Source organism: uncultured Pseudoteredinibacter sp. (genome assembly GCF_947502065.1).
Taxonomy (GTDB): Bacteria; Pseudomonadota; Gammaproteobacteria; order Pseudomonadales; family Cellvibrionaceae; genus Pseudoteredinibacter.
In genome coordinates, this window is the sequence record NZ_CANMYE010000001.1 from 593166 (window position 1) to 618631 (window position 25466).

Annotated in this window: 28 protein-coding genes; 20 read left to right on the top strand and 8 right to left on the bottom strand. The window is 46.7% G+C overall.

The features are described from left to right. The first annotated feature begins 73 nt into the window (after positions 1-73). The 4 genes from Q1A41_RS02595 to Q1A41_RS02610 all read left to right on the top strand — a co-directional run bounded on the left by Q1A41_RS02595 (position 74) and on the right by Q1A41_RS02610 (position 4488). A complete protein-coding gene (locus tag Q1A41_RS02595; protein WP_299974297.1) occupies positions 74-1399 on the top strand; it encodes an aromatic ring-hydroxylating dioxygenase subunit alpha in 1326 nt (441 codons plus the stop codon). Positions 1400-1410: 11 nt separating this feature from the next. After that, a complete protein-coding gene (locus Q1A41_RS02600) occupies positions 1411-1902 on the top strand; it encodes an aromatic-ring-hydroxylating dioxygenase subunit beta (protein ID WP_299974300.1) in 492 nt (163 codons plus the stop codon). 186 nt (positions 1903-2088) lie between these two features. After that, positions 2089-3867 (top strand): FAD-dependent oxidoreductase, encoded by a 1779-nt coding sequence (locus tag Q1A41_RS02605; RefSeq protein ID WP_299974303.1) that lies wholly within the window; start codon positions 2089-2091, stop codon positions 3865-3867. A 228-nt stretch (positions 3868-4095) separates the two neighbouring features. Continuing rightward, positions 4096-4488 (top strand): hypothetical protein, encoded by a 393-nt coding sequence (locus Q1A41_RS02610; RefSeq protein WP_299974306.1) that lies wholly within the window; start codon positions 4096-4098, stop codon positions 4486-4488. A gap of 17 nt (positions 4489-4505) precedes the next feature. Here Q1A41_RS02610 and Q1A41_RS02615 read toward each other — a convergent pair whose 3' ends face one another. Continuing rightward, a complete protein-coding gene (locus Q1A41_RS02615) occupies positions 4506-4727 on the bottom strand; it encodes a DUF3565 domain-containing protein (RefSeq protein WP_299974308.1) in 222 nt (73 codons plus the stop codon). A gap of 55 nt (positions 4728-4782) precedes the next feature. Beyond that, on the bottom strand, positions 4783-5028 hold the full coding sequence (locus Q1A41_RS02620; protein ID WP_299974311.1) for a DUF5062 family protein: 246 nt from the start codon (positions 5026-5028) through the stop codon (positions 4783-4785). 278 nt (positions 5029-5306) lie between these two features. Between Q1A41_RS02620 and Q1A41_RS02625 the strand changes: the two genes are divergently transcribed. The 4 genes from Q1A41_RS02625 (at position 5307) to Q1A41_RS02640 (ending at position 8607) form a co-directional block, all read left to right on the top strand. Further along, on the top strand, positions 5307-6908 hold the full coding sequence (locus tag Q1A41_RS02625) for an ABC-F family ATPase (RefSeq protein ID WP_299974314.1): 1602 nt from the start codon (positions 5307-5309) through the stop codon (positions 6906-6908). Positions 6909-6981: 73 nt separating this feature from the next. Beyond that, positions 6982-7338, top strand: coding sequence for a YibL family ribosome-associated protein (locus Q1A41_RS02630; protein ID WP_299974317.1), 357 nt, complete (start codon positions 6982-6984; stop codon positions 7336-7338). A 240-nt stretch (positions 7339-7578) separates the two neighbouring features. Next, the gene (locus Q1A41_RS02635) at positions 7579-7779 is read left to right on the top strand and encodes a DUF4177 domain-containing protein (protein ID WP_299974319.1); all 201 of its coding nucleotides are present in this window, start codon (positions 7579-7581) and stop codon (positions 7777-7779) included. A 45-nt stretch (positions 7780-7824) separates the two neighbouring features. Next, on the top strand, positions 7825-8607 hold the full coding sequence (locus Q1A41_RS02640; RefSeq protein WP_299974322.1) for an alpha/beta hydrolase: 783 nt from the start codon (positions 7825-7827) through the stop codon (positions 8605-8607). A gap of 31 nt (positions 8608-8638) precedes the next feature. Here Q1A41_RS02640 and Q1A41_RS02645 read toward each other — a convergent pair whose 3' ends face one another. Beyond that, the gene (locus Q1A41_RS02645; protein WP_299974325.1) at positions 8639-9190 is read right to left on the bottom strand and encodes a TetR/AcrR family transcriptional regulator; all 552 of its coding nucleotides are present in this window, start codon (positions 9188-9190) and stop codon (positions 8639-8641) included. A 110-nt stretch (positions 9191-9300) separates the two neighbouring features. On the opposite strand from Q1A41_RS02645, the gene Q1A41_RS02650 reads away from it, so the two are divergent. Both Q1A41_RS02650 and Q1A41_RS02655 read left to right on the top strand, forming a co-directional pair. After that, positions 9301-9765 (top strand): HPP family protein, encoded by a 465-nt coding sequence (locus tag Q1A41_RS02650; RefSeq protein WP_299974328.1) that lies wholly within the window; start codon positions 9301-9303, stop codon positions 9763-9765. 72 nt (positions 9766-9837) lie between these two features. Next, positions 9838-10320, top strand: coding sequence for a VOC family protein (locus tag Q1A41_RS02655; protein ID WP_299974331.1), 483 nt, complete (start codon positions 9838-9840; stop codon positions 10318-10320). Between the two features lie 71 nt (positions 10321-10391). Here the strand turns inward: Q1A41_RS02655 and Q1A41_RS02660 are convergent, their stop codons facing one another. Beyond that, the gene (locus Q1A41_RS02660) at positions 10392-11339 is read right to left on the bottom strand and encodes an ROK family protein (RefSeq protein WP_299974334.1); all 948 of its coding nucleotides are present in this window, start codon (positions 11337-11339) and stop codon (positions 10392-10394) included. A 142-nt stretch (positions 11340-11481) separates the two neighbouring features. Here Q1A41_RS02660 and Q1A41_RS02665 point away from each other — a divergent pair, with 142 nt between their 5' ends. Then, positions 11482-12195, top strand: coding sequence for a YebC/PmpR family DNA-binding transcriptional regulator (locus Q1A41_RS02665; RefSeq protein WP_299974337.1), 714 nt, complete (start codon positions 11482-11484; stop codon positions 12193-12195). Between the two features lie 645 nt (positions 12196-12840). Further along, on the top strand, positions 12841-13932 hold the full coding sequence (gene glpQ / locus Q1A41_RS02670) for a glycerophosphodiester phosphodiesterase (protein WP_299974340.1): 1092 nt from the start codon (positions 12841-12843) through the stop codon (positions 13930-13932). A gap of 53 nt (positions 13933-13985) precedes the next feature. Here the strand turns inward: glpQ and Q1A41_RS02675 are convergent, their stop codons facing one another. Genes Q1A41_RS02675 through Q1A41_RS02685 form a run of 3 tightly spaced genes read right to left on the bottom strand, consistent with a single transcriptional unit; the run spans position 13986 to position 15546 of the window. Further along, on the bottom strand, positions 13986-14597 hold the full coding sequence (locus Q1A41_RS02675) for a DUF998 domain-containing protein (RefSeq protein WP_299974342.1): 612 nt from the start codon (positions 14595-14597) through the stop codon (positions 13986-13988). A 44-nt stretch (positions 14598-14641) separates the two neighbouring features. After that, positions 14642-15064 carry a MarR family transcriptional regulator gene (locus Q1A41_RS02680; RefSeq protein WP_299974345.1) on the bottom strand — a complete coding sequence of 141 codons (423 nt, stop codon included), beginning with the start codon at positions 15062-15064 and terminating at the stop codon, positions 14642-14644. Then, the gene (locus Q1A41_RS02685; protein WP_299974348.1) at positions 15064-15546 is read right to left on the bottom strand and encodes a MarR family winged helix-turn-helix transcriptional regulator; all 483 of its coding nucleotides are present in this window, start codon (positions 15544-15546) and stop codon (positions 15064-15066) included. Before Q1A41_RS02685 ends, Q1A41_RS02680 begins: the two co-directional genes overlap by 1 nt. A gap of 373 nt (positions 15547-15919) precedes the next feature. Between Q1A41_RS02685 and Q1A41_RS02690 the strand changes: the two genes are divergently transcribed. The 3 genes from Q1A41_RS02690 (at position 15920) to Q1A41_RS02700 (ending at position 20705) form a co-directional block, all read left to right on the top strand. Then, the gene (locus tag Q1A41_RS02690) at positions 15920-16699 is read left to right on the top strand and encodes a cyclase family protein (RefSeq protein ID WP_299974351.1); all 780 of its coding nucleotides are present in this window, start codon (positions 15920-15922) and stop codon (positions 16697-16699) included. A 182-nt stretch (positions 16700-16881) separates the two neighbouring features. Beyond that, entirely contained in the window at positions 16882-19158 is a 2277-nt protein-coding gene (locus Q1A41_RS02695) for an indolepyruvate ferredoxin oxidoreductase subunit alpha (protein ID WP_299974354.1), read from the top strand. Positions 19159-19181: 23 nt separating this feature from the next. Continuing rightward, positions 19182-20705 (top strand): indolepyruvate oxidoreductase subunit beta family protein, encoded by a 1524-nt coding sequence (locus Q1A41_RS02700; protein ID WP_299974357.1) that lies wholly within the window; start codon positions 19182-19184, stop codon positions 20703-20705. A 107-nt stretch (positions 20706-20812) separates the two neighbouring features. Here Q1A41_RS02700 and Q1A41_RS02705 read toward each other — a convergent pair whose 3' ends face one another. Next, positions 20813-21172: a DUF3703 domain-containing protein gene (locus Q1A41_RS02705; protein WP_299974360.1), complete on the bottom strand. Its 360-nt coding sequence runs from the start codon at positions 21170-21172 to the stop codon at positions 20813-20815. Between the two features lie 135 nt (positions 21173-21307). Here Q1A41_RS02705 and Q1A41_RS02710 point away from each other — a divergent pair, with 135 nt between their 5' ends. The 5 genes from Q1A41_RS02710 to Q1A41_RS02730 all read left to right on the top strand — a co-directional run bounded on the left by Q1A41_RS02710 (position 21308) and on the right by Q1A41_RS02730 (position 25236). After that, positions 21308-21946, top strand: a complete 639-nt coding sequence (locus Q1A41_RS02710; protein WP_299974363.1) for a YigZ family protein — start codon at positions 21308-21310, stop codon at positions 21944-21946. A gap of 191 nt (positions 21947-22137) precedes the next feature. Next, entirely contained in the window at positions 22138-22533 is a 396-nt protein-coding gene (locus Q1A41_RS02715) for a hypothetical protein (protein WP_299974365.1), read from the top strand. Positions 22534-22597: 64 nt separating this feature from the next. Further along, on the top strand, positions 22598-23299 hold the full coding sequence (pyrF, locus tag Q1A41_RS02720; protein WP_299974368.1) for an orotidine-5'-phosphate decarboxylase: 702 nt from the start codon (positions 22598-22600) through the stop codon (positions 23297-23299). A gap of 8 nt (positions 23300-23307) precedes the next feature. Continuing rightward, entirely contained in the window at positions 23308-23994 is a 687-nt protein-coding gene (gene cmk, locus Q1A41_RS02725) for a (d)CMP kinase (protein WP_299974371.1), read from the top strand. A 27-nt stretch (positions 23995-24021) separates the two neighbouring features. Further along, positions 24022-25236 (top strand): hypothetical protein, encoded by a 1215-nt coding sequence (locus Q1A41_RS02730; RefSeq protein ID WP_299974374.1) that lies wholly within the window; start codon positions 24022-24024, stop codon positions 25234-25236. Positions 25237-25466: the final 230 nt, after the last annotated feature.

Here is a 25466-nt window from a genome sequence, read left to right on the forward strand (position 1 = left end):
CTTTGCTTGTAACAGCACTTGGCAATCCATAAAAATAATGAAATTAATGTGAAGCGAGATAGGGAGTTGCCCCATGAGCTATTCCGTAGAAGATATTGAAAAATTAGTAGAGCCAGCCAGAGTGCATCGCAAGGTGTACACTGACGAGGAAATTTTTGACCTGGAAATGGAGCGAGTCTGGGGCCGTACCTGGATCTTTGCCGGCCATGCCAGTGAGGTTCCTAATGGTGGCGATTATAAAACCTTTAATATTGGCTCCCAGTCCATGTTAATGGTGCGAAATCGTAAAAACGATAATATCTCGGTGTTTTACAATCGCTGTACTCATAAAGGCGCTAAATTGGTCGGTGATGGAAAAGGCTGTGCGAAGGCTTTTCGTTGCCCTTACCATGCCTGGACCTTTGATACCGAAGGCAAGTTATTAGCAACTCCGCCGACCAAGACACTAGAAACCAGTGGCTTTGCTCCGGATGATCCGGAATATAATCTTCGCCCCGCCGCCCAGGTTGATATTTATCATGGCTTTGTGTTTGTAAACCTCGATGCCAATGCCGAAGGCTTGCACGAATACTTTGGTGATTCCTTAACCTCAATCGACAATATGGTGGAGCGTTCACCTGAAGGTGAGTTGGAAATGGCCGGTGGTGTACTTCGCTATCGCCATGATTGTAACTGGAAGAGCTTTGTCGAAAACCTCAACGACAATATGCATCCAATGGCAACCCATCAATCGGCCATCGAAGCTTGTCAGGGCTATGCCCAAGATTTACCTGAGGGGAGTGAAGTTCCCGAGACGGTTCATATTCTTGGCCCATTTGGTAGCTCCTATGACTTCTTTGAAGATATGTCTCATGTTGTCTTCAAGAACGGTCATAGCTACTCCGGAAATAAGGTGAGTATTCACAGTGCCTACCCGCCGGTGCCTGACTATGTTGATGCGATGGAAACAGCCTATGGCAAAGAAAAAACCAAAGAGATTTTTTCTTGCGCTCGCCATAACACGGTGTATTACCCCTCGCTTACCATTAAAGGTGCGATTCAGGCTATACGTGTGGTACGCCCAATTTCGGTAAATCGTACGGATATTGAAACCTATACTTTTCGCCTTAAGGGTGCTCCTGATGAAATGTTGCAGCGTACCTTATTGTACTCGCGCCTGATCAATTCTCCTTCTTCCATTGTGGGCGCTGACGATCTTGAGGTCTATGAGCGTGTACAGGCTGGTTTGCACAGTCATGGGCATGACTGGGTAAGCATGGAGCGTCAAAAAGATCATGATCAACCTCAGGAAGATGGTTCAATCGAAGCGACCGGTTCCAGTGAGCTACCGTTCCGTAATCAATATAAGTATTGGCTGCAGTTAATGACCAATACTGAAGCCGTAAAAATTAAAGCTTAAGGGGAATAACAATGAGTCAATATCAACGCCCTGGGCTAAAAAAGATCGAAGAGTTTTTGTATCACGAAACAGGCCTTCTAGATCGAATGGAGATTCGTCAGTGGATTGATCTGTTTACCGATACCGGTGACTACTGGATGCCTGTTACTCCTGATCAAGAAGATCCGATCAATCATATTTCTATTTTTTATGATGATCGTGATTTGATGGAAATTCGTTTGCGTCACCACGATAACCCTCGCTCGCATTCAAAAGATTTTACTATTCGAAGCTCTCATGTTTTGGGTAATGTACAGATTGCCAGCTTCGATGAGAGCAATGGTGATTGCCAAGTAAGCTGTAATTTTCAGTGCGTCATGTATTACCGCGATCAGCAGCAATTGTATGCTGGAACCTGCCAGTATCATCTGCGCTTAATTGATGGTCGTTACCATATACAGCGCAAGCGTGTTGATCTGATTAATTGCGATGCGCCCCATGGTTCAATCCAAACCTACGTTTAAGTATCCGGAGCTCTCAGAGACTGTTGTTGCTGAGAACATCACAGTATGTGGAGATACTGCCAGGCAGCAATAACTGCCTGTCGCTGAGAAAACAAAACATTTGGGGTTTCGCTGATTTTACTTGGCGTTAATCCAATCTCTGAAGAATTACTGATTGGATGACCATTCGAAAGAAAGAGGTATGGCATGAGTGATTGTCATCAATGTTATGAATGTGGGTGGGTGTACCTTGCAGCACAAGGTTGCTTGGCTGATGGTATCGCCGCGGGCACGGCTTTTGAGGATCTAGCAGAGGCTTGGGCTTGCCCAGATTGCGGCGCGCCGAAGAGCGGCTTTTATCCTGCCGACAGCGACTCTTTAGGACAGGCCCACAATCAATTTGCTGGGATGAGTGATCCGCATCAAACGGCTTCTGCAAATATCTGTGTTACCAATATAAAGACCGAGGGCTCGGCGAGCGTGATTCAAGGTGCAGCCTTTGGGCCATTGGCAGGCAGTTCAAATAAAAGCGCAGGCAATAATGACGATGGCTCTGATGAAAGTAGCTCAAAATCATCCGATGGCTTTCGCATTTGGGAGTGTATTGTCTGTGGTTGGGTTTACGATGAGTCGAAAGGTTGGCCCCAGGATGGTATTGCCCCTGGAACTCGCTGGGAGGATATTCCAGATGACTGGGTTTGCCCTGAGTGTGGTGTTGGTAAAGATGATTTCGAAATGCAGCTGGTATCGGCTGCCGCCGAGCAAGAAGAATCGGCTATAGCTGTATTGAGTGATTACGAGATCGATTACAACCGCGAACCACTGGTTGTTATTGGTACGGGTTTGGCGGCCTATCAGCTGGTGCGTGAATGGCGACAAAAAGATCAACGTACACCTTTGGTCATGATCAGCCGAGATGACGGGGCTTATTATTCCAAGCCCTTGTTGTCGACAGGCTTTAGCAAAGCTAAGACTGCACAAGATCTACTAAGTAAAACGGCCGAACAAATGGCCGCGGAACTTTGTGCGGATATTCGTATTTTCAGTCATGTTGAAGCCATTGATACTCAGTCAAAAACCCTATTGTTAAAAGGACCGGCGCTAAATGGACAGCCGTTTACTTACGGTAAGCTGGTACTGGCCCTTGGTGCTCAATGTATACAGGCGCCTTTGCAGGGCAATGCGCTCGATAGGGTGTATCAGGTAAATGATTTATTAGACTACCAACGTTTTAGAACCGCTTTAGCTGGGCTTGGCCGACAGGCGAGGGTATTGATTATTGGTGGCGGACTTATTGGTTCTGAGTACGCCAATGATTTAGCGGCAAGCGGCTACCACATCGAAGCGGTAGAGGCGATGGATCGGGTGTTGGGCACTTTATTGCCCATTGAGGCTTCCTATGCGGTACAGCAAGGTTTAGCGAAACTTGGTGTGACACACCACTTCAATACGGTGGTTGAGAAAATCGATCGCAATAGCGAAGGTTTAACGGCAACACTCAGTAATGGAGCTGAAGTTAACTGCGATATTGTACTTTCCGCAATAGGCGTGCGCGCCAATGTGCAGCTGGCCGAGCAAGCTGCTTTGGCAACCGAGCGTGGAATTTTAGTGGATCGCCAACTACAAACATCGGCGCCCGATGTTTATGCCTTGGGTGATTGTGCACAAGTGGATGGCCATCTGCTTTACTATATTGAACCACTCAATCAATGCGCCAAAGTACTGGCCAATAATTTAGCCGGCGAGCCTCGGCAGTCAGTCAGTTACGGCGTGATGCCGGTGACCATTAAAACGCCAGCTTGTCCAACCGTGGTTTGTCCTCCGCCTCGTGACCTTGCTGGGCAGTGGAAGATAATGGGTGAAGGTATCAATATCAAAGCAGAATTTGTGGATGATAGCGGAGAGCTGCGTGGCTTTGCCTTAACGGGTGCTGCGGTAGAGTTAAAGGGGCAGTTGAGCGCAAAAATGCCTGCAATGATGAGCTAAGTATTGCTGTAGTGATGTTCAGTGCTTGGCCTTCTACGTATGGAAGCTAAGCACAGGGTTAAGCCAATAGTTTAGATTTCCTTGCAGTGACTTGCCCGAGCCTCTTTCGAGAATCATAATGCCAGTGTCTTATCGCTTAGGTCTTTTTTGATCGTTTATTTAGATGATTCTTAAAAAAGGCCGAAGTGATTTACTATGGATCTGCAAGGTACAAGGTGCTTAAGCAATATGAGCAATATGGAAGCCAACGGCGCAAAGGACTTAAATTCATCCCAAGAATCTGAGCCTAAAAAGCTCTATATTAGACTGGTAGCGACGACGTTATTTTCCGTATTGGCTTTTGTCATATACATCAGTCAATACATCGCCCTCCCTAACTTTAAAGAAACCTTTGAGTACTTTGGCTCAGATCTCCCAGGCTTAACCCTGATTGTCATTGAACTTGGGCCAGTTTTATTGGGCTTAGCTATCTTCTCGCTGCTTTTTATTGCTGCATGGTTTGTCCCCAACGCTTTGGGGGGCAAAATGTTTAACTACTCGATTTTTAACTTCGTGCTGGCTGCAATTATCTGGATAACATGTTTTGTTGCTATATCCTTACCTGTGATGCAGACAACTTAATCGAGTAAACAGCCTTTTTAGATTTCAGCTCTGGTATCGAAATCGACTGCCTCAGAGCGATCGCATTTTTTGCAATCCAGCATTATTCCTAACTTAGCCTGGCGGCCATCAGGGTTTGTTACCCAGGGGCGATTCGTCCACGGCGGATCATGGCGGACATGCTGAAAGTGCCCGCAAGCCAATCGAGCTACCCAATGATTTTCTTCATCTAGGTGATAGCCCACGATAGGCTGCTTCATTAGCAATATCGCCATTGTGTAGGCATGGGTATCTCTCTTGGGGCACTCTTGTGGGTTAAGAGCTTGTCTGTTGTTTGGATGCCCAGATCGCCAAACGATGGCGGATGGACTTTTGGGAGACCTGTTCTTCGGGTAAAGGCTGCAATAAGCGGTCATGCACCAGTAAACGATAAATATACAACAGGCGGTCGTTAACGGAGTCTCCTGGCTCAAACTTGGCGGCGCCACGCCTCTCGACATAGGCTTGGCCTATCTCTAAGGCCTTTCTAATGAGTTCCTTTTCATCTTTCAGCTTTTTCATCGAATTCTCGCCAATGCAGTGATGGTATGAATGCAGTTCGCAAAGTACAGCTTAACAGACTTAAGCCGTAAAATAGCCTGTTTGTCCTATGCTTTGTTTAGCTCTTATGTCAAAGCGATAAGACTGTTCAAAAAAACATCGTATCCTGGCGTCCATTCTGCTATGGTCGCGCCCCAGATCGGCCCCTCAATAATCTTCGCAGCATGGGTTGAATAGGATCGTAGGTACTTTCTACGACTAAAGCTGCGCTTTGTTCACCAATGTTTAGGAATACCCTTTTGATCTCCACCGCAAATATCACCATGCAGTTTGGCGCTAAGCCCTTATTTGAAAATATCTCCGTTAAGTTTGGTAATGGCAATCGCTATGGCTTAATTGGCGCAAATGGCTGCGGAAAATCCACCTTCATGAAGATCCTCGATGGCAGCCTAGCACCAAGCTCAGGCACTGTGAGCATTACCCCAAATGAGCGGGTGGGCAAGCTTAGCCAGGACCAGTTCGCCTTTGAAGAGTTCAGTGTGGTGGATACGGTGATAATGGGGCACGCTGAGCTTTGGGCTATCAAGCAAGAGCGCGACAGAATCTATGGCTTGGCGGATATGTCCGAAGAAGAGGGCATGAAGGTTGCCGATCTGGAAACTCAGTTTGCCGAAATGGATGGCTATAGCGCGGAAAGTCGTGCTGAAGAAATTTTGATAGGTGCCGGCATTAGCCAGGATTTGCACTATGGTCCAATGAGTGAAGTGGCGCCGGGCTGGAAGCTGCGTGTATTGCTGGCGCAGGCCTTATTTTCCGACCCTGATATTTTATTGCTGGATGAGCCGACCAACAACTTGGATATGGATACTATTCGTTGGCTTGAAACCGTACTCAATGAACGTAAAAGCACCATGATTATTATTTCTCACGATCGGCACTTTCTTAATGCTGTTTGTACGCATATGGCTGATATTGACTATGGTGAGCTGCGTGTATACCCCGGTAACTATGATGATTTTATGACAGCATCGACCGCCGTGCAGGAGCGACTGCAATCTGAAAATGCTAAGAAATCAGCGCAAATCGCAGAGCTTCAACAATTTGTCAGCCGCTTTTCTGCGAATGCGTCTAAAGCTAAACAGGCCACTTCTCGTGCCAAGCAGATCGACAAAATCAAATTGGACGATATCAAGCCGTCGAGCCGAGTTAGTCCTTACATTCGCTTTCAGCAGGAAAAAAAGCTCCATCGCCAGGCATTAACCTTGGAAGGGTTTGGCCATGGCTTTGACGGCGACATGCTATACAGTGGCGGAAATATGATTTTAGAGGCCGGAACGCGCCTTGCGGTAATTGGTGAAAACGGCGCCGGCAAAACAACCTTCTTGCGATGTTTAATGGATGAACTAGAAGCTAGTGAAGGAAAAGTTCAGTGGGCGGAAAATGCTAGTTTGGGTTACTGCCCCCAAGACGCCACTGCTGAGTTTGACAGTGAACTCAATCTTTTTGATTGGATGAGCCAGTGGCGAAAGCCTAGTCATGGTGATCAAATAGTACGTGCTACACTGGGACGAATGCTATTCTCAGCGGATGACTTCAAGAAGAAAGTAAAAGTTTGTTCCGGTGGAGAGAAAAATCGTTTGCTCTTTGGCAAGTTAATGATGACGGATGCTAATGTTCTGTTAATGGATGAGCCAACCAACCACCTTGATATGGAATCCATTGAGGCGCTCAATCTAGCGTTAGAACATTATGCGGGCACTTTGATCTTTGTCAGTCATGATAGAGAGTTTGTTTCTTCACTGGCTACTCGGATTGTGGAAATTAAAAATCACAAGCTGGAAGACTTTCAGGGTAGTTATGATGAGTTTTTGGCAGAGAAAGAACGCTTAGAGAGTAAGTAAAATACCGGTTGCTAGGGCTAGAAAAATTGAATCTGGCCGTAGATTTACAAACCATGTTTTTGAGGCATGATCATTGAATAGAAAGCAAGAACTACAAACTATTAACAACAAATTGGATAAATTGCGTCGTCGATTAGAGAAAGCTAAGCTTGCGCATAATCAAGCGGCGATGGTGAACATTAAGTGGGAGCTCGATCAGTTAACTAAACAGAAGGCTGAAATTAGCGGCCAGCAGGCTCGCCACAATTCTTCGAAGGCTGAAAAAATCAAAGCGATGGCCTTTAGTCGAGTGCTTAGCAAGGCGGAGCAGGCTGATATGGGGAAGTTAAAAAAATCCGTGCGAGGTTTAGTTGTAGTACATCCGATGACGGCTTTGGGTAAAGAAATGAACCTAAGTGAAGTTACAGGCTTTGCTCCTAAAAAATTCTAGACCTTGTTTCTAGGGGCGTACGCTTTATGCCCCTAAGTAAGAATGTTGATGTTGAGATGATTTGCCCGCCAGATGGTTAATCGACCCTATGGGTCGATTAGGCTTTCAATCGCTTTTTGCGCAGCTTTATCTTTTTATTAGTGAATGCTGTAATATCTTTTCTGTGCTGTGTCTTTTGTCAGCTCTGGGCTGAGCTGTCGCTTGGCGTCATTAGAAATCTAAACCAATCTGGAGAAAGCCATGTGGGAATATAAAATTATCGACTCTAATAAGGCTGAAAAAGGTGGGTTCTTAAAGGGGCGGACCATTGAGCAAGCCGAATCTTATTTAAATGAATTAGGCGCGCAAGGCTGGGAAATTATAGATCTTGATTTTAATATGGATCCAACCATGCCCGGTGGGGCTACCCATTTTCATGGTGTCGCTAAGCGGACAAAGTAACATCAATTTGGAGATTGCTAATAACCTGATCAGCTAGGGGTGTTTATGCGCCAGTTTACTTTTAGCGTTAGTGTTCTTTCTTTGTGGCTTCTTTTTAGTCAAATATCCATGGCGGATTACTTTTTGTCTGCCGGTCACCGTATTTACTATAGTGATAACCAAGCGAGTGGGCAGAGCGTTGTTTTGGTTCATGGTTTTGGCATGGATTCCAGCATGTGGCATAACGCGGATTTTTATAACTATCTAGATAGCAACTATAGAGTCATCAGCATTGACCTTAGAGGTCATGGTCAGAGCGACAAGCCCACTTCAGTTGACGAATATGGCCCCAATATTGGCTTAGATATAGTCCGGCTGTTAGACCAGCTTAAAATTGAATCCAGTCATATGATCGGCTTTTCGATGGGCTCTTATATGATCGCTAGATTACTGGTTACCCATCCTGAAAGGATTAAATCAGCCGTTTTAGTCTCCGGTTTCTTTCCTGGAAATAGCAAACAAGAGAAAAAGTTCCAGGAACACATTGCTGAAGATATGCTTGCACATGGGGAGTTGGCCTTAGCTGCTGTCGCCAAAGGTTGGGCATATGATGCCGTCACTAAAAAGCAAGTTTCAGCCATAGTGGTTCCACTGCAGTTTGTGTTTGGAAGTGAAGAGTTGGATGACTTTTATCATTCCCAAAAAGCCATGCTAGAGCTGCCAAGAAATTCGCAGCCCATTAAAGTTATAGCAGGAGCGGATCATGATAGTCAAAAGGCCGCCATTTTACACCTTGAGCTTAGGTCTATCATTATTGATTTTTACCGGGCACTTAAGCCAGAACTCTGAACAGTTGGAATTATAAATATTACTGGCGAGATTATTGGAAGTATAGGCGCTTGATAATATCGAGGCTGTGTTTTGCGGATGCATTATCATCACAAACATAAGCTCGATTAATGGCACCATCAACCAATAGACAGATAGAGTCGAGGAGTTCGGTCGAGTCTGTTGGAAGCTTACTGTTAATAAGATCTCTGAATCTGAATTGATGCGCTTTGCAGTATTCGGTGATCTCGCCACTATTTCCTTTGTATTCATAAGCGACATTGATAAAGAAGCAACCCTTAAAATCACCTAGTGCTTCGTTGCTTCCTGAAAACCAAAGATCAAGACCTGAAAATAGCGCTTCAACAACTTCTTGTTCACTCGCACCAGTAGGAATTATGGCATTAATCCATTGTAAATATTCTTCACTGCGTAATTTTAAAGCCTCTAAGATCAAACTCTCTTTGCTATCAAAGTGTTTATAAAGAGTTTTCTTAGAAATTCCTGAAACCTGCAGGATTTCATTGATACCCACGCTGTTTACGCCCTTTTGGTAAAACAGTTTGAGTGCACATTCTAGTAATTCTTGTTTTTTATCTGACATATTTAAACGTATGGTTTTGTAAGGCATATTGACGAGGTACACCGATCTGTCTACCATGGTAGACAGATCGGTGTACCTCAATGGTAATGCCAAATGGATTTTCAAGTAAAGTGTTTAGTTTAAATTATATGTTGAGTGTATTTTCAGGCCTGTGTGCGGCGGTAGCCATTGCTATACTGGCTTTTTCCAATGAATTGTTTCCACAATACGGCATGCTAATGGCCCCTTTTGGAGCGACTGCGGTATTGGTGTTCGGTTTGCCAAATAGCCCTTTGGCGCAGGCTAAAAATGTGATTTTTGGCCATGTCATTACGGCTAGTATTGGAGTTATCGTGTTTTACGCATTAGGGGCTAGCCCTTGGTCAATGGGCTTGGCAACTGGCTTAGGCATCTCGGCGATGTTGCTAAGCGGAACAACACATCCCCCAGCGGGTGCAAATCCTATTTTGGCGATTATGACCGCCCAAAGTTGGGAGTTCATTTTGTCGCCTGTCTTGCTTGGGGCTTTGAGTATTTGCCTTATGGGGTACCTGGCGAATTTAATTCGCTCTCGAATAGAGCCGATAGGTATGTAGTTTTTAAGCTGATCGGTACATGATTCAAAACTATTAATAATGTCAAAAACACTAGGTGAGTAGGTAAAAATAATGCTTAAACGAAAACTTCTGAATGTATTGGCGCTTTGTCTATTGGTTTTAAGTCCATTGACGAGCAGCTACGGACAAACACCTTATACCAAGGGGTTTGACCATATAGGTTTAACCGTTAAAGATCTGCAAGCCTCTACAAGCTTCTTTGTGGACACCTTGGGCTGGCGCTTAACCTACGAAGATAAAGAGTATCCGGCAAGTTTTGTCAGTGACGGCAATATGTTTTTAACGCTTTGGCAGGTTAAAGATCAGGCTCAAGCCATAGATTTTAACCGCAAGCAAAATGTCGGCTTGCACCATTTGGCGATTAAAGTAAAGAGCTTTGAAGCTCTCGATAAGCTGTATGAAAAGTTGAAGGAGCATCCGGGTGTCGTTATCGAGTTTGCCCCAGAGCTAGCCTATGGCGGCCCGGCAAAACATATGATGGTTCGCGAGCCTAGTGGCAACCGCTTAGAGTTTAAACATTCTCCGGCTCGATAGTTGTTAGGTTTGGCGCTGCAAATTTCTAGAAATTTCTGCCATTTCTTAGGTGGCTAGCATACCTTAAGTGTCTACCATAATTGGGCCGCGCCAATGACACCCGCCGAGTCACCTTGCTTTGCCGCAACAGTGCGGCACAGTAGCTCGTCACTAAAAACATACCGCTGTAATGCTGTAGGTAAATCTTCATACAACTGATCAATATTAGAAAGCCCACCACCGAGTACGATAACCTCTGGATCAAGAATATTGATGACGTTTGCTAAGGCGAGGGCCAACATTTCTACATAGTGCTTCATTGTTTGCTGGGCTTTGGCTTCTCCTTCGGCGGCTGCTTGGGCAATGCTCGCTGCATTTCTGAGAGATGCCGGTTTGTTCAGTTCCCAGTCGCTTTGGCTTAGGGCGGGGCCGCTTAACCAGCTTTCTACACAATTGTGGCGGCCGCAATAACAGACGCGTTTGTTTTGGTAGTGGCTTAATTGATCGAGTTTTAAGTTCTCGCTATCCACTAAAGCGCCTAGGGCCAGCGGGTTATGGCCCCATTCACCGGCGATATGGCTGGGCCCTTGTAAGAGTTTCTGATTGATGACAATGCCGCCACCCACGCCTGTGCCCAAGATGACGCCAAATACTGAGTTGGCCCCTTTTGCGGCACCGTAGCAAGCTTCTGCCAAGGCAAAACAGTCGGCATCATTAGCTAGTCGCACAGGTCGTTGCAATAAACTCTCAAGATCGCTTTTGAGTGGCTGGCCATTCAAACAGGTGCTGTTGCAGTTCTTCATTAAATTGTCGCGAGTGGAAGGGGAGCCAGGGCTGCCTATTCCTAAAGGTAGCGATTCACTTGAGTGTTTTTTGTCCAGCTGCTCTAGCAATGAGGCTATGCTGTTTAGGGTCGCTTGATAGTCATTCTGTGGGGTGGCCACGCGAATACGTTCTATGACGGCCCCATCGACATCTAATAGAGCCGCTTCTATTTTGCTTCCGCCTAGGTCTATACCTAGTTTTCTCTTATCGGTCATTTTTATATTGCCAATCCCCAATTGTTGGCCGCTGGCTTTATGCCCAATCACTCAATTCGTCATGGTATCGCTCGTCTCACTTTCTTGCTACCGCCTGAGCTGCTAAAATCACGCCCTTTTAAAGCAGTGATGGACGATTCCTATGGGCAGAGCTTTCCAAAACCGAAAAGAGTCGATGGCCAAAACATCGAATATGAAAGCCAAGGTTTACAGTAAATATGGTCGTGAGATCTATGTTTGCGCCAAATCTGGCGGTGTTGACCCTGATGGTAACCTTGCTTTGCGCTCGATGATCGAACGCGCTAAGAAAGATCAGGTGCCAAGTCATGTGATCCAAAAGGCTATTGATAAAGCCAAAGGTGGTGGTGGGGAAGACTATTCTACCGCTCGATACGAGGGGTTTGGGCCGAGTAATACCATGGTAATTGTTGATTGCCTCACGGATAACCCCAACCGTACCTTCGGTGATGTACGCACCTGCTTCAACAAGGCTAAAGCCAAGATTGGCTCTCAGGGTACTGTAAGCCATATGTTTGATCATTCCGCGATTTTGGTTTTCGCCGGTGATGATGAAGACGCTGTTTTGGAAGCGTTGATGATGGCAGATGTCGATGTTACTGATATCGAGCTGGAAGATGGTAAGGTAACAGTATTTGCGCCACACACTGAGTCCCATAAAGCCAAGCAGGCCTTGTTAGAAGCCATGGGTGAAATCGAATTCGATGTCGATGAAATTCAGTTTGTGCCACAAACCACAACCCCTGTAGCGCCTGATGACCAAGAAAATTTCGATAAGCTTATCGATATGCTAGAAGACTTGGATGATGTTCAGCGAGTGTTCCATAACGCTGAATAATACGCCTCTGTATCTAACCATTAACCTCAAGACCTAGTTTTGAGGTTAATGGTGTTTAATCTATTTTTAGCTAAATGTTGATTTGATTTTTAGCTTTTTCTTCTCTTGCCTCCCCCCCCTTTCTAAGATCTCGAATTTTAAATACAAGCACAATGTAGCGTGTTCTGGTGGCCTTAGGGCTTCTCAGGGCTTGTCCGAATCGGATGAGGACGAGAGCTAGCATGGAGGTTGCTTTTTGCGACCCTGAGAAGCCCTAAGGTCGCCAGAGCATGCGGCTGTCTAAATAACTAAAGTGCAGTTGGGTCGATTTTAGCCCTTATGGTAGTTGGTCTGGAACACGCTTAAACCATGGATTCGCGCCATCCGGGCGCTCAGCCTCCGGCCAAGCCCAAAATCCCTCCAAGGGATTTGGTCGCGGGCGCTCGACTTCACAGCGTGGATTCGCATCGTCCGGGTGCTCAGCCTTCGGCCAAGCCCAAATTTCTTCCGGGGAAGTTTGTCATGCTGCTCTACGGTTCCTAAGCAACCACCATAAGGGCTAAAATCTACAAAGTGCCACCTTTAAAAAAGAGAGATAATTGGCTTTTCATATAGTCTTCATATCCAAGCACTAAGCTACAATCGATAAAAATACAGGATATTGATATGCGTACTCCTTTAGCTTCACTGCTACTTATAAGCACATTCCTGATGGCATCGCTTGCAGCTCAAGTTATGGCATCACCGAAACAAACCCATGCAAATAACAGCAAAGCACTGGTGATAGCCCACCGTGGCGCGAGTGGCTATTTGCCAGAGCACAGCCTTGCAGCAAAGGCTCTAGCGTATGGCATGGGAGCTGACTATATCGAACAAGATGTGGTGATGAGCAAGGATAATGCTTTATTGGTATTGCATGACCCTTATTTAGATCGTGTCACCAATGTAGCCGAGATATTCCCAGGGCGTGCCAGAGAAGATGGTCGCTATTATGCAATCGATTTCACCCTAGCAGAGATCAAGCAGCTAGAGATGACCGAGATTTTCGAGCGCAAAGACGGCAAGCCTAAACAAAAATACCCCGAACGATTCCCCGTCTGGAAATCCAGTTTTAAAGTCTCCACTTTGGCGGAAGAGTTGGAGCTTATTCAAGGCCTCAACCAAAGTACCGGTAAAAATATCGGTATATATCCAGAAATTAAAGCGCCGGCCCTGCACCGAGCTGCCGGAAAAGATATTAGCTTGGCCGTATTGAAAGAGCTAAAGAAGTTTGGCTATAGCAAAGCAAGCGATAAGGTGTTTTTACAGTGCTTCGATGCGCATGAGCTGCAGCGAATCAACTCAAAGCTGATGCCTAAACTGGGAATGGATCTAAAACTGGTACAGCTGATTGCAATGACTGAGTGGGGTGAAACCCTGCGTAATAACGCCATGGGCTTAAAACCAGAGCCCTATAATTATGACTGGATGATGAAGCCGGGTGCGGCGCAGAAAATCGCCGAATATGCCGAAGGTATTGGCCCTTGGTTTCCCATGCTGGTCGATAGAAATACCGGCAAGCCAAATCATATGGTACAAGAAGCCCATCAAGCCGGCTTGCTGGTTCATCCATACACATTTAGGGCCGACAAAGGACAAGTTCCGCCTCAGTTTAAAAACTTCGAAGAGTATTTGGCCTATTTCTATAATGTTGTAGGCGTTGATGGCGTTTTTACAGACTTTCCGGATAGGACAGTGAAACTGCGAGATTCACTATAGAAAAGCGCTGGCTTTTATGGCCTGTGATCTTCTCGTTCAATAGAACGGCTTTCTTATGCAAGTGCCAATTGAATTGATAGTAGGCTAAGCCAAATAAGCTGCACCCAATACGATAGTCGCTGATACAAGCCGACAGCGCCTTTTTCGTTAAAGACTGTCGCCAATTTATAAAGAAAGTAGCCCGCGAGTAACACAGCCAATATAGATACCGCTCTAAACCAAGTCGGCAGAAAAGTTTTCTCTGGCGCGAATGCGATCAGTATAGGAGCGATAAACAAAGAAAGCAGCATAAAAAAACCGGCCCAAGAATGAATTTGGCAGGCGCTGCTGGGCGTTTCGGTATACGGGTCTTTATCCATAGGGAAAAAACCTGCGACCCAGGTGCCCAAGCCGTGCACAATAATCATCACCCCGCTGAGTGTTAATGCCCAATTGTTTTCTGGCAGTGCTAACAAATAGCCACCAAAGGCGCAAAAGATAAAGCCTAGTGGATAATTATTAATAAGTGGCGACAGGGTTTGGGTAGGGCTTCCGGCAGCGCCTAACTCACTACAAAATTGCCGGCGATGATTATAGTTGGGGTAAAACTTTGCGGCGATATACACGCCGAGTGAAATCCAAACAGTGGCAATTAGGCCACTTAGGGCAAATAGCTGCTCTAGCACGAGCTTGATCCTTGTTGGCTAATAACAAACGTCGAGAGCTGATTTTATTTGCCTGTGATGGTCTTTTGCAATAGGGCCGTTAATTGCTGCTTCTCTTCTTGGCTTAAATGAGAAAAGGTTTGTTGTTCGTGGGTATTGGCCAAAGGAATCAGCTCCTCCATCAAGGCTTTGCCCTTGGGAGTAAGTGAAACAAAAACCTGACGCCGATTCTCGATATCTTTATTGCGCTCTAGAAGGCCATCTTTGGCTAAGCGATCTAGGGATTTACTGACCGTGGGTTGATTGAGTAAAACCATTTCCACCAATTCACTGACGGTGCGTTTATCATCCCAGCAGCTGGCGAGAATGCGCCAACTGCTTATAGGAATCTGATACTGCTTGAGCCGTAAGTGGAATTCACTGCTGGTGATATGGCTGGCTTTAGCCAATAAAAAGCCCAGGTAATTCTGTGCAAATCCGTGGGGCATCAGACAACCGTGTTTTCTAAGTGCTTACGAAGCTTACCAACGGTTTCAATCAGCATCTTTTCTTCTTCATTGCTGAGTACGCTAAAAACATGGTCTACCCAGTTTTCATGATCATTTACCATGCGCTGAAACTCTTCACGGCCTTTGTCGGCTAAAAATACATCGCTGATGCGACGATCCTCTCGGTTTGGCTTGCGAATGATTAATTGGTCTTCTTCCATTCGGTCAAGCAAGCGAGTGATGTTGCCTTTGGAGGCCAAAAGGCTCTTGGCGAGCTTGGTGGTGCTGACTGTGTCACCGTCCATAGCGTCTAGGTTCGCCAGTACATCAAAGCGAGTGAGCGAGCTTTTAAAGGTCTTGTCTAGATGACTGTTGGTCATTTGCTCCATGCGCTTGGAGCATTTCAAAAGCTGTAGCCAAGCACGCAGGGCGTTTTTACTGTGACTGTCGTTATAGGTTTTGTCTTGTTGTGCTGTGTCCATGGATTCTTATCGTCTCAATTGCGGGTGCCTACCATTGCACCATTTGGCCATTGTACCCCTGATTGCCAGTGTAAAAGAACCTTACACGGCATGTATTTGACCCAGATCGTAAAAACCAAGCTTATTTCTTGGTTTTTATTGGCGCACTGAGATTTATGCGATTTTACGGGGTTGAGAATAGTGCGTGCTAAAATTGTTTACAAGTTAAAGAATTACTCATAATATATATTTCAACATAAGGCATGAGCTGCGTTTGCAGCATGGCCGTAGTGTGGCAAAGTATGGTTTTGCAAGTACGGAAAATAAGGGTTAGCCCCATTAGTGGGTGCTAATCCATTGAATCGAATTAATAAGAATAGCGAGAGGATTCCCTATGTCTGCGAATAGTCTGATGCAGTTGGCCCAGCAGCTAAGCTCTGGTGCGGTAAAAGTTGTCGATCTAACCCAGGTTTTAGGTCCTGATACCCCAGTTATCCAGCTTCCTGAGCCCTTTGCCAATTCGCCGGCCTTCAAAAGTGAAGTGATTTCAGAGTTTGATGATGGTGGCCCTGCTTGGTACTGGAATCAAATTAGCTGTGGTGAGCACACTGGTACCCACTTTGATGCCCCGGGTCATTGGATCAGTGGTAAGGAATACAGCGACGGCACTACCGACACCATTGATGTGAATAATTTGGTAGGCCCAGCATGCGTGATGGACTTCAGTAAAGAGTCTGCGGACAACAATGACTTCCTGCTTGAGCCTGAGCATATTAAGGCTTGGGAAGCTGAGCATGGTGATATCGAAGCAGGTTCTTGGGTTTTGATGCGCACCGATTGGTCAAAGCGTGAAGGGGCTGATTTCCTGAACGCTGATGAGAATGGCCCTCACACCCCAGGACCTTCAGAGGCTGCCATCAAGTACCTCATTGAAGAGCGTAATATCATGGGTTGGGGTGTTGAAACCGTAGGCACCGATGCTGGTGCGGCTGGCGGCTTCGAAACTCCGTTCCCAGCGCATACTTTGATGCATGGCGCCAATAAGTATGGCTTGGCCAGCTTAAACAATCTTGATCAACTGCCAGCAAAAGGTGCCATTATCATCGCGCCGCCACTAAAAATTGAGAATGGCTCTGGCAGCCCATTGCGTGTACTGGCACTCGTAGAGCAATAGAGCACGAGCAGTAAAGGGCAGGCAATAGAAAGCGAGCGCAAGAACTAGAGCGACAAGCCACAAATAAGCTCGCTGTAACACAGCATTAAACCTGATTAGTAAGGCCGCTGCGAACGTGGTGGCTGTTTTCCTCTCGAATAGATAGGCAGGGCCTTTACTGTGCCTAGCTGAAGGTAGTTCCCATGGCCGAGCGGTCGTTTAAAAAAGAAGTTCAAATTCTTAGAAAAGGTGCGGGCGAAGAGCTCCATGTTGAAGGTATTCTTGGTGTGACCAAGGCACTTTTACAATCTGGTGTCGCCTATGTTGGTGGCTACCAAGGCTCACCAATTTCGCACCTCATGGATGTTTTAAATGATGCTCAAGAGATTCTCGAAGAACTCGACGTGCACTTTGAATCCAATGCTAGTGAAGCTACCGCGGCGGCGATGTTGGCGGCGTCTGTTAACTACCCACTGCGCGGCGCGGTCGCTTGGAAATCGACTGTAGGCACTAATGTAGCCTCTGATGCCTTGGCTAATTTGGCTTCGGGTGGAGTAAAGGGTGGGGCATTAATCGTAGTCGGTGAAGACTACGGCGAAGGCTCCAGCATTATGCAGGAGCGCTCCCACGCTTTTGCGATGAAATCTCAAATGTGGTTGCTCGACCCGAGACCTAATCTGACGTCTATCACGGATTCGGTGGAATGGGGCTTTCAGTTATCCGAAGCCAGTAGTACTCCGGTGATGTTAGAGCTGCGCATTCGTGCTTGCCACGTGCATGGCAGTTTTACCGCCAAGGACAATGTTCGCCCGCCCTTGACTGTAAAAGAGGCGATGGAAAACCCCGAGCGTGATACCAGTCGAATCGTATTGCCGCCTTCAGTGTTTTTGCATGAAAAAGAAAAGATTGAAGATCGTTTACCTGCGGCAATTGATTTTATCAAAACCAATAAACTTAATGAGTTTTTCGAGCCGCGTAATGGTGGCAATGACAAGCTTGGCATCATATTGCAAGGCGGTTTGTACAACACATTAATTCGCGCCCTAAATATTTTAGGCTTGGCGGATGCCTTTGGAAATAGCGATATTCCACTTTACTGCATGAATGTGACTTACCCTTATGTTGATGATGAAATCATCGAGTTTTGTCGTGGTAAAGATGCGGTTTTGGTGGTTGAAGAAGGGCAGCCAGATTATATCGAGCAAGCCATCAATAAGATGTTACGTAATGCCGATGTAGCAACGCGTTTGCATGGTAAAGGTATGCTGCCGGTCTATGGCGAGTATCAAGGCCAGCCTTTGAAAGAAGGTGTAGAGAAATTTATTCAGGCTGAAGCGCCCCAAATGCTGAAAGCTGAGGTGTTGCCCGCCAACGACGCGGGCGTTGCCAATGCAAGTACTAATGATAGCGCCAATGTAAGCCCAGTAGTCCAGAGTTTTGATCCTAAAGCTGCGGCGCAAGACGTAATCGCAAAAGCCACTGCTCAGCCAAGCGCCAAAGCGGATAATCTCATTCCACTTACCGATCTTGATGAGCTAGTGCCGCCAAGGCCAGCAGGTTTCTGTGTAGGTTGCCCAGAGCGGCCGATTTTCTCTGCTATCAAGCAATTGCAGTTTGAAAAAGGTGAGTTTCACGTCAGTGCGGATATTGGTTGCCATCTGTTTTCTATCTTGCCGCCTTTTAATTTGGGTAATACCACTATGGGTTATGGCCTGGGTGGTGCAGCAGGCTCGGCCTTTAATGTTGATGGTGTTCGTCGCACCATCAATGTGATGGGCGATGGTGGTTTTTGGCACAATGGCTTAACCAGTAGTATTGGTAGTGCGGTATTTAATGAAAACGATAACGTCTTTTTAATCGTAGATAATAACTACTCAGCGGCAACGGGCGGCCAGGATGTTCTTTCCTCTAAGTTTTACGTTGATCACCGCAGCACCCAAAACCCCATCAAAAAAGCGGTGCAAGGCGTAGGTGCCAAATGGGTGAGGGTAGTAGATACCTATGATGTGGAAACCGTAAAAGCTACCTTTAAAGAGGCGATGGAGACCCCAATTAAGGGCCCTAAAATTATTATCGCCCAAAACGAGTGTATGCTGAATAAGCAGCGTCGGGTTAAGCCGCAAGTTCGTGCCGCCATGAAAGATGGTAAGCGCGTGGTACGCGAACGTTTCTTTGTGGATGATGAAACTTGTACTGGCGATCACGCCTGTATTCGTTTATCCGGCTGTCCATCTCTAACCGTGAAAGAAAACCCCAACCCATTGAAGTCTGATCCTGTCGCTTATGTTGATAATGATTGCCTGGGTTGTGGTCTGTGTGGTGCTAATGCTCATTCGGCCGTCTTGTGTCCATCTTTTGTAAGAGCGGAAGTCATTTCAAACCCTAGCAAGATGGATAACTTTTTGCACGGTATACGTCAGAAAGTGATTGGCTTTTTGCAGGCTAAGCTGCAAGCCAAAATTGATAAACACGCTTTTTAACGCGCATTTGTGAAGAATTCTCTATGACTGAACAGACAGTAAAACCGATTACTATTGCTATTTCTGCCATGGGTGGCCAGGGCGGCGGCGTGCTATCAAATTGGATTCGCGACCTAGCGGAAACGAATGGTTATGTGGCGCAATCAACCTCGGTGCCGGGCGTGGCTCAGCGCACTGGTGCGACCATTTATTATTTGGAGTTATTTTCTCAAGCTGCCATGAAAGAGGCCGATCAGGAGCCGGTGTTGGCAATGACGCCAGTGCCTGGTGATGTGGATGTGTTGATTGCTGCGGAGCTTGTCGAAGCCGGTCGTGCCTTACAGCGCGGCTTTGTCAGTGCTGATCGCACTACTCTGATTGCAACGACTCATCGTTCATATACGGTTGCTGAGCGCCAAGAAAAAGGCAATGGTTTAGTGGATGGCGATAAAATCGTTCAGATTGCCGAGCAACAAGCAAAGCGTCTTATTGCCTTCGATATGAATCAGGTGGCCATTGAAAATGGCTCGGTTATCAGTTCTGCCTTATTTGGTGCTTTGGCGGCATCCGATGCTTTGCCGTTTAATAAGGCTCAGTTTGAGGCGGCCATTGAAGCGGGCGGTGTGGCAGTGGCCAGCAGCTTGGCAGCTTTTAATGCAGCCTATCAAAAGGGACGGGAGGATAAAGCCTGGGAGCAAAAGCAGCAGTCAGTTAGTAAAGAAGCTTTTGCCAGCTTGCCGGCAGAGGTGGCTAGCGAATCGGCGCGTGAGCTATTGCAGCGCGTAAAAGATGAGATTCCTGAAGTGTGTCAGGGTTTGGTTTTTGAGGCGGTCAAGCAGTTGGTGGACTACCAAGATCCAGAATATGCCCATGAGTACTTGGATCGTCTAAAACCACTTATCAGCGAAGATAGCAGTGAGCAGGAGTATCTGCTTAGCCAGGAAGTGGCTAGACAGTTGGCCTTGTGGATGGCCTTTCAAGATACGATTCGTGTTGCAGAGCAGAAAATCCGTGCTGATCGCTTTGAGAAAATTCGACGTGAAGTTAAGGCCAATGATGCCCAGATGGTTTACCCAGTGGAGTTTTTACATCCCCGGGTAGAAGAGATTTGTGACAGTATGCCAAAAGCTTTGGGGCAGTGGGCCTTGAATAATAGCTTTGCGCGCAGCTGTATTTCGGCCCTTTTTTCTCATGGTCGCAAGCTGCAAAGTGCAAAGCTTAGTGGCTTCTTGCAGCTGTATTTTTTGGCAAGTATGAAGTCAGGGCGAAGAAAAACCCTGCGCTATTTTCATGAAAACAATAATATTGAAGCTTGGCTGGAGCGTGTCCAAAAGGCTGCATCGAAAGACTATCAGACAGCTTTTGAGATTGCCAAGTGCCAAAACTTGATCAAGGGTTATAGTGATACTCACGCCCGTGGCTATGAGAACTTTAATGCCATTATGGCTGAGGTTGATACTTGGCTTGCTAGTGGGCAGGGCAGCTTGGCTGATCGTGTTGCAAGCCTAAATAAAGCCGCTTTAACTGGCGAAGATCGAAAAGCCTTTGAGGCAGAGTTGGCCGCGTAATATTTCAGCACTGTTCTCAGGCTGTTGAAATTCAAGTGAGGAGTGCAACCTTACTCCTCACTTTTATTTCTCATCCAAGTCTCCTGCGATAATCCAATACAATTGAGCTATTCCTTAAAGTAGGACTTTAATTCTTCTCGCAGCGGCATTGGTTTTATCGGGCTAATATTGGCGCCTCCTGTATTACCTAGTGGCACCCAAATGGGTGTTATAAATGGGCTGGCGGCGGCTCTTAATAGTTGCCCAAGAATTTCTTTCCAGTTATTTAGCTTCCAGCCAACTTTTAACATCCAAAGATGGCTAAGTGTATGGGGCCAAATTTGCTGCTGGCCAAGCACGTGAGCATTCTCAAGCTCATAAAAGCAAGCTTGCCACTGTTTCTCATCATACAAATCTCGGGCTTTATTCATATGTTGCTCAAAAGCGGCTCGCAATTTCTTTGAGTGTTCCTGGCTATTTCTCTTCATTTAGATGACCTCCCCGTAAAGTGATTGAGGCAATTGTTATGCTTCCAGTTGCCGTAAGGTCAAGTCTTGTTCCTAGCTGGCTTGTGTTATTATCTAAGCGATCCCCTTGACCTTAATAGCCATACTTCAGTAGCTATGACCGAAACACCGCAAAAAGAAACACTGATTGGGCAGTTTATGCATCCGGCTCAGTCCATTGAACACTGCTACGAAATCAAAAAAAGCGAGTTTATCTGTCAGTTGCATCAGGTAGAAGATCGGGCGGCGGCCATGAAAATGTTGGGTGCTGCTCGTGAACAATACCCCGATGCGCGTCATCACTGCTGGGCTTATATTTTGGGCGACCCAAAACAAGCCATGTCTCAAGCGTTTAATGACGATGGTGAGCCTTCGGGCACTGCGGGTAAGCCAATTCTAAATGTCTTACAGCATCGGGATATGGGAAATACTATGGCGATTGTCGTACGCTATTTTGGTGGCATAAAACTTGGAGCAGGAGGCTTGGTCAGGGCTTATTCTCAAGCGACTCAACAAGCGATTGAGCTTTGCTCCTTGTCACCTTTTATAGCCAAGCGACAGTTAGCGCTTGTCTGCCCTTATGAATTAGAGCCGAGCTTACGACGGTTTCTAGAGCAAAATCATGGCGCTATCGAAGCTCAAGAATATGCCGAGATGGCCAAGCTTTTAATATCCTTGCCTGAGCAATCAATAGCCAGCTTTAAAGTGTGGCTTAGTCATCATTTTCAAATTAAATGCTCTTTTGATGAAGAATGATTGGCCGATATTGCTATTAAAGGGAACCTAAGGCGTACAACTGAGTCTTTCCTTTACATTTTATCTTTGTCTTAGGCAGTGACACTTGCTGGCTAAGCTAAGATGTTTGATTCACCCTTGGTTAAGTTGCAATCGCTGAATATAGGCAAGTGGAACAAAGGGCTTAGGCAGGTTTAGAGGTATCAAGTAGTATGTTTCAGTTGGGTGTAAAGCCTGTGTTGTTAGCGGGTACAAAAGCCGCTGCAATTTCGGCAAGTTTGATGTTTGCTTTGCCTGCAGTGGCTAAGTGTAAATACTACTCTTACTTAGATTATGGTGTAGACCCTCAAGTAGGAAAGGTTTTTCGAAGCTCTGGTGTGCGTATGTATCAGCCAGGTTTTGAGGCTGCCTACAGCCCCTATGGGCACGTTAAAAAAGACGGCTTTGTGGTAGAGAGTTTGGGGCCATTTAATAGCTCAAATGAAGCAAAGCTGCATTTGCAGCGTGTACTGGCTAAGCTCAAAAGTGAGGGTTATCAGAAGCGTACAGCCGCCACCTTTCCAAGAGTAATGCTGCTTAATAAAAAGCTTTGCGCGGCAACGGGCTAAAACTCTGCTGGGAAAGCTGCTAAAATCAGCGCCGCAATTTTTCCGTATAGAGCCTGAAGACGCTATGAGTCAATCTCCAATCGTTGTCGCACTAGACTATGATAACGCTGCTGATGCTATTGCATTGGCTGATCGCTTGAATCCTTCTGAATGTCGACTGAAAGTCGGTAAAGAGCTGTTTACCAGCTCTGGTCCCGCAGTGGTCGAGCAATTAATGAAGCGCGATTTTGATGTATTTCTGGATCTTAAGTTTCATGATATCCCTAATACCTGTGCCAAAGCTGTGAAGGCGGCCGCTGAGTTGGGTGTTTGGATGGTGAATGTTCACGCCAGTGGTGGTCAGCGTATGATGGAAGCTGCGCGCAATGAGTTAGAAAAATACTCTAAACCTCCCTTGCTGATTGCTGTCACCGTATTAACTAGTATGGATGCGCAAGATTTGCAGGGCTTGGGTATCGACTCTTCGCCTCAGCAGCAGGTGTTAAAGCTAGCGAAGTTGGCGCAGCAATCCGGTATGGATGGCGTGGTTTGCTCTGCTCAAGAGGCTCAGTCACTGCGTGAACAGTCAGGAAATGATTTTTGCCTGGTAACTCCGGGTATACGGCCGGTCGGCAGTGCTGCTAATGATCAGCGAAGAATAGTCACACCGGCGCAAGCCTTAGCGTGGGGCAGCAGTTATTTGGTGATTGGACGGCCAATCACCCAAGCAGAGGCACCTGCCGAAGCATGCTCCGCCATTGTTCAAGACATTTTGGCGGCGGGCTAGATTCGGTTATGGTTCAGCAGTCAGCTTTTATTATTACCATTGATGGCCCTAGTGGGGCTGGCAAAGGCACGGTTTCGGCAAGCTTAGCTCTGCGTTTAGGTTTTGCTCTGCTCGATAGTGGTGCACTCTATCGTCTAACGGGTTTGGCGGCGCGTCTGTTAGCTTGTGATTTTGACGATCATGCTGCTCTCGGTGAGGTGGCCAGGACACTAGATGTTGAGTTTCGCTCGACAGAGCATGGGGTGACAATTTACTTATCTGGCCAAGATGTTAGTAAGGCTATTCGTACGGAGCAGGCCGGAATGGATGCTTCTCGGGTGGCGGCGGTTCCTGCTGTTAGAGATGCTTTGTTACAGCGCCAGCGTGATTTTGCCGAGGCGCCGGGTTTGGTTGCTGATGGTCGAGATATGGGAAGTACTGTATTCCCCGAGGCCCCCCTAAAAGTTTTCTTGACGGCGAGTGCTGAAGAGCGTGCCAATCGTCGTATGAAGCAGTTACAGTTAGCAAACGCTGAGCAAGAATACGATTATCAGCAAATATTAAGCGATATTGAGGCACGTGATAAACAAGATAGCGAACGCAGCAGCTCGCCCTTGGCGGCTGCAGCCGATGCTGTTCATATCGATAGCAGTCACATGACAATTGAGGAAGTGTTGACCAAAATTCTAGATTTATATCGCACTTTCGGCGATTAAATATCAAGGGTTGATACAAAAACGATAATGGATTTCTGGATTCTGCCTCTGCTGCTGATTTTATTATTGGCGGCATACTACATTGGGCGACGTGTGCAGCGTCGCCGTTCGCGCCAGCGCCGACAAGATCGCCACTTGATCTTTGATAGCAAGGCGCAGCAGTACATTTCTGGCTTGAATTATCTTTTAAATGAAGAAGGTGATGCTGCTGCAGAGGCGTTTATTGATGCCTTGCCGGTCAGTCGCCAAACTCTTCAAACCCACCTTTCTCTCGGGCGCATGTTGCGCAAAAACGGCGAAATTTCCTCGGCCATCAGAACTCATCAAAGTTTACTAGCCTCACCATATTTAGAGGCTGATGATGTTGATTTGGTGCAGCTTGAGCTGGCCGTGAACTACGTGGTGGCGGGCCTACTTGATCGGGCTGAAGCTTTGCTCAAGGACTCACTAAAGGCTCATGATCCAAGGATCCGCGCTCAAGCATTGGAACATTTAGTGGCGCTTTATCGTGAGGAAAAGGAGTGGCAAAAAGCCATCGAGGTTATCAATCGCCATGCTGAGCGCCGGTTTGGCCGAGCAACAGAAGATTGGGCCTTGCAGCAGAGCCACTTCAGCTGCGAAATGGCTGAACAGTCCATAGCGAGAGGCGCTTACCAGGAGGCTCAGCGTCAGCTTAGGGCAGCATTGGCCTTCGATAAGCGTTGCCAGCGTGCTCAACTGCTGCAAGCCAAGTTGCAGTTGCTGCAGGGTGATTATGTAAGCGCACATAAGAGGCTGAAAAAGCTTATTTTGTCAGGTTCTGATCTGTGGGAGCCGATGGCAGATTTACTGGTGCAGGTATATCAGCAGTGTGGATATAGCGAAACCATACTGCTGGAGCTGCGCGAGTTGAGCGTGAATTACGGTGTGGAGCAGCTATTGCCTGTGGTTTATCAAGGTATGCTGGCTTTGGATAAGGAGCAGGCCCGTTGTTATTTGCAGGATATGTTTGAAGCTTCGGCCTCCTCTGCGGCCCTGCTTGAGATCCTAGCTGATCAAGAGCAAGAGATTGCGACACTGCGGCCGCTATTTCAAGGGTATGTTATTGCCCAGAAAGAGTCCCAGATGCCGCACATATGCTCAAGCTGCGGCTATAGCTCCCAGCAGCTTTATTGGCTGTGCCCAACCTGTAAATCTTGGGGAAAAGGACGTCGCAATATTAAGCCGAAGGCGGCTGAATTGGGCCGTGTGGTGAATCCGTAATTTTCAGTTCTGCCCCTTACGCGCTAAATTGGCACTTTTTTTGAGTTAACCCCCCGCCATAACTGGCTTTTCGTTGAATTTCTTTTGGCTTTCTGGTAGTCTCCGCCCCTCGCAATTTCCTGCCAAGTGTATTTGGTGTATTGCGGTGGGGGTAATGCCAGCCATGTTTACCTCCAATTTCATTAACAGACCCATGCGACTGGCCGTGTGGCAGAGTGGTTTACAGGCAC

Coding starts and splice junctions, on each gene's coding strand:
- Q1A41_RS02620 (WP_299974311.1), bottom strand. CDS start 5,028: ATGAAAAAGCTGAAAGATGAAAAGGAACTCATTAGAAAGGCCTTAGAG.
- Q1A41_RS02615 (WP_299974308.1), bottom strand. CDS start 4,727: ATGAAGCAGCCTATCGTGGGCTATCACCTAGATGAAGAAAATCATTGG.
- Q1A41_RS02680 (WP_299974345.1), bottom strand. CDS start 15,064: ATGCCCCACGGATTTGCACAGAATTACCTGGGCTTTTTATTGGCTAAA.
- Q1A41_RS02640 (WP_299974322.1), top strand. CDS start 7,825: ATGCGCCAGTTTACTTTTAGCGTTAGTGTTCTTTCTTTGTGGCTTCTT.
- Q1A41_RS02665 (WP_299974337.1), top strand. CDS start 11,482: ATGGGCAGAGCTTTCCAAAACCGAAAAGAGTCGATGGCCAAAACATCG.
- Q1A41_RS02645 (WP_299974325.1), bottom strand. CDS start 9,190: ATGTCAGATAAAAAACAAGAATTACTAGAATGTGCACTCAAACTGTTT.
- glpQ (WP_299974340.1), top strand. CDS start 12,841: ATGCGTACTCCTTTAGCTTCACTGCTACTTATAAGCACATTCCTGATG.
- Q1A41_RS02685 (WP_299974348.1), bottom strand. CDS start 15,546: ATGGACACAGCACAACAAGACAAAACCTATAACGACAGTCACAGTAAA.
- Q1A41_RS02660 (WP_299974334.1), bottom strand. CDS start 11,339: ATGACCGATAAGAGAAAACTAGGTATAGACCTAGGCGGAAGCAAAATA.
- Q1A41_RS02700 (WP_299974357.1), top strand. CDS start 19,182: ATGACTGAACAGACAGTAAAACCGATTACTATTGCTATTTCTGCCATG.
- Q1A41_RS02595 (WP_299974297.1), top strand. CDS start 74: ATGAGCTATTCCGTAGAAGATATTGAAAAATTAGTAGAGCCAGCCAGA.
- Q1A41_RS02715 (WP_299974365.1), top strand. CDS start 22,138: ATGTTTCAGTTGGGTGTAAAGCCTGTGTTGTTAGCGGGTACAAAAGCC.
- Q1A41_RS02710 (WP_299974363.1), top strand. CDS start 21,308: ATGACCGAAACACCGCAAAAAGAAACACTGATTGGGCAGTTTATGCAT.
- Q1A41_RS02695 (WP_299974354.1), top strand. CDS start 16,882: ATGGCCGAGCGGTCGTTTAAAAAAGAAGTTCAAATTCTTAGAAAAGGT.
- Q1A41_RS02610 (WP_299974306.1), top strand. CDS start 4,096: ATGAGCAATATGGAAGCCAACGGCGCAAAGGACTTAAATTCATCCCAA.
- cmk (WP_299974371.1), top strand. CDS start 23,308: ATGGTTCAGCAGTCAGCTTTTATTATTACCATTGATGGCCCTAGTGGG.
- Q1A41_RS02690 (WP_299974351.1), top strand. CDS start 15,920: ATGTCTGCGAATAGTCTGATGCAGTTGGCCCAGCAGCTAAGCTCTGGT.
- Q1A41_RS02730 (WP_299974374.1), top strand. CDS start 24,022: ATGGATTTCTGGATTCTGCCTCTGCTGCTGATTTTATTATTGGCGGCA.
- Q1A41_RS02655 (WP_299974331.1), top strand. CDS start 9,838: ATGCTTAAACGAAAACTTCTGAATGTATTGGCGCTTTGTCTATTGGTT.
- pyrF (WP_299974368.1), top strand. CDS start 22,598: ATGAGTCAATCTCCAATCGTTGTCGCACTAGACTATGATAACGCTGCT.
- Q1A41_RS02605 (WP_299974303.1), top strand. CDS start 2,089: ATGAGTGATTGTCATCAATGTTATGAATGTGGGTGGGTGTACCTTGCA.
- Q1A41_RS02600 (WP_299974300.1), top strand. CDS start 1,411: ATGAGTCAATATCAACGCCCTGGGCTAAAAAAGATCGAAGAGTTTTTG.
- Q1A41_RS02635 (WP_299974319.1), top strand. CDS start 7,579: ATGTGGGAATATAAAATTATCGACTCTAATAAGGCTGAAAAAGGTGGG.
- Q1A41_RS02705 (WP_299974360.1), bottom strand. CDS start 21,172: ATGAAGAGAAATAGCCAGGAACACTCAAAGAAATTGCGAGCCGCTTTT.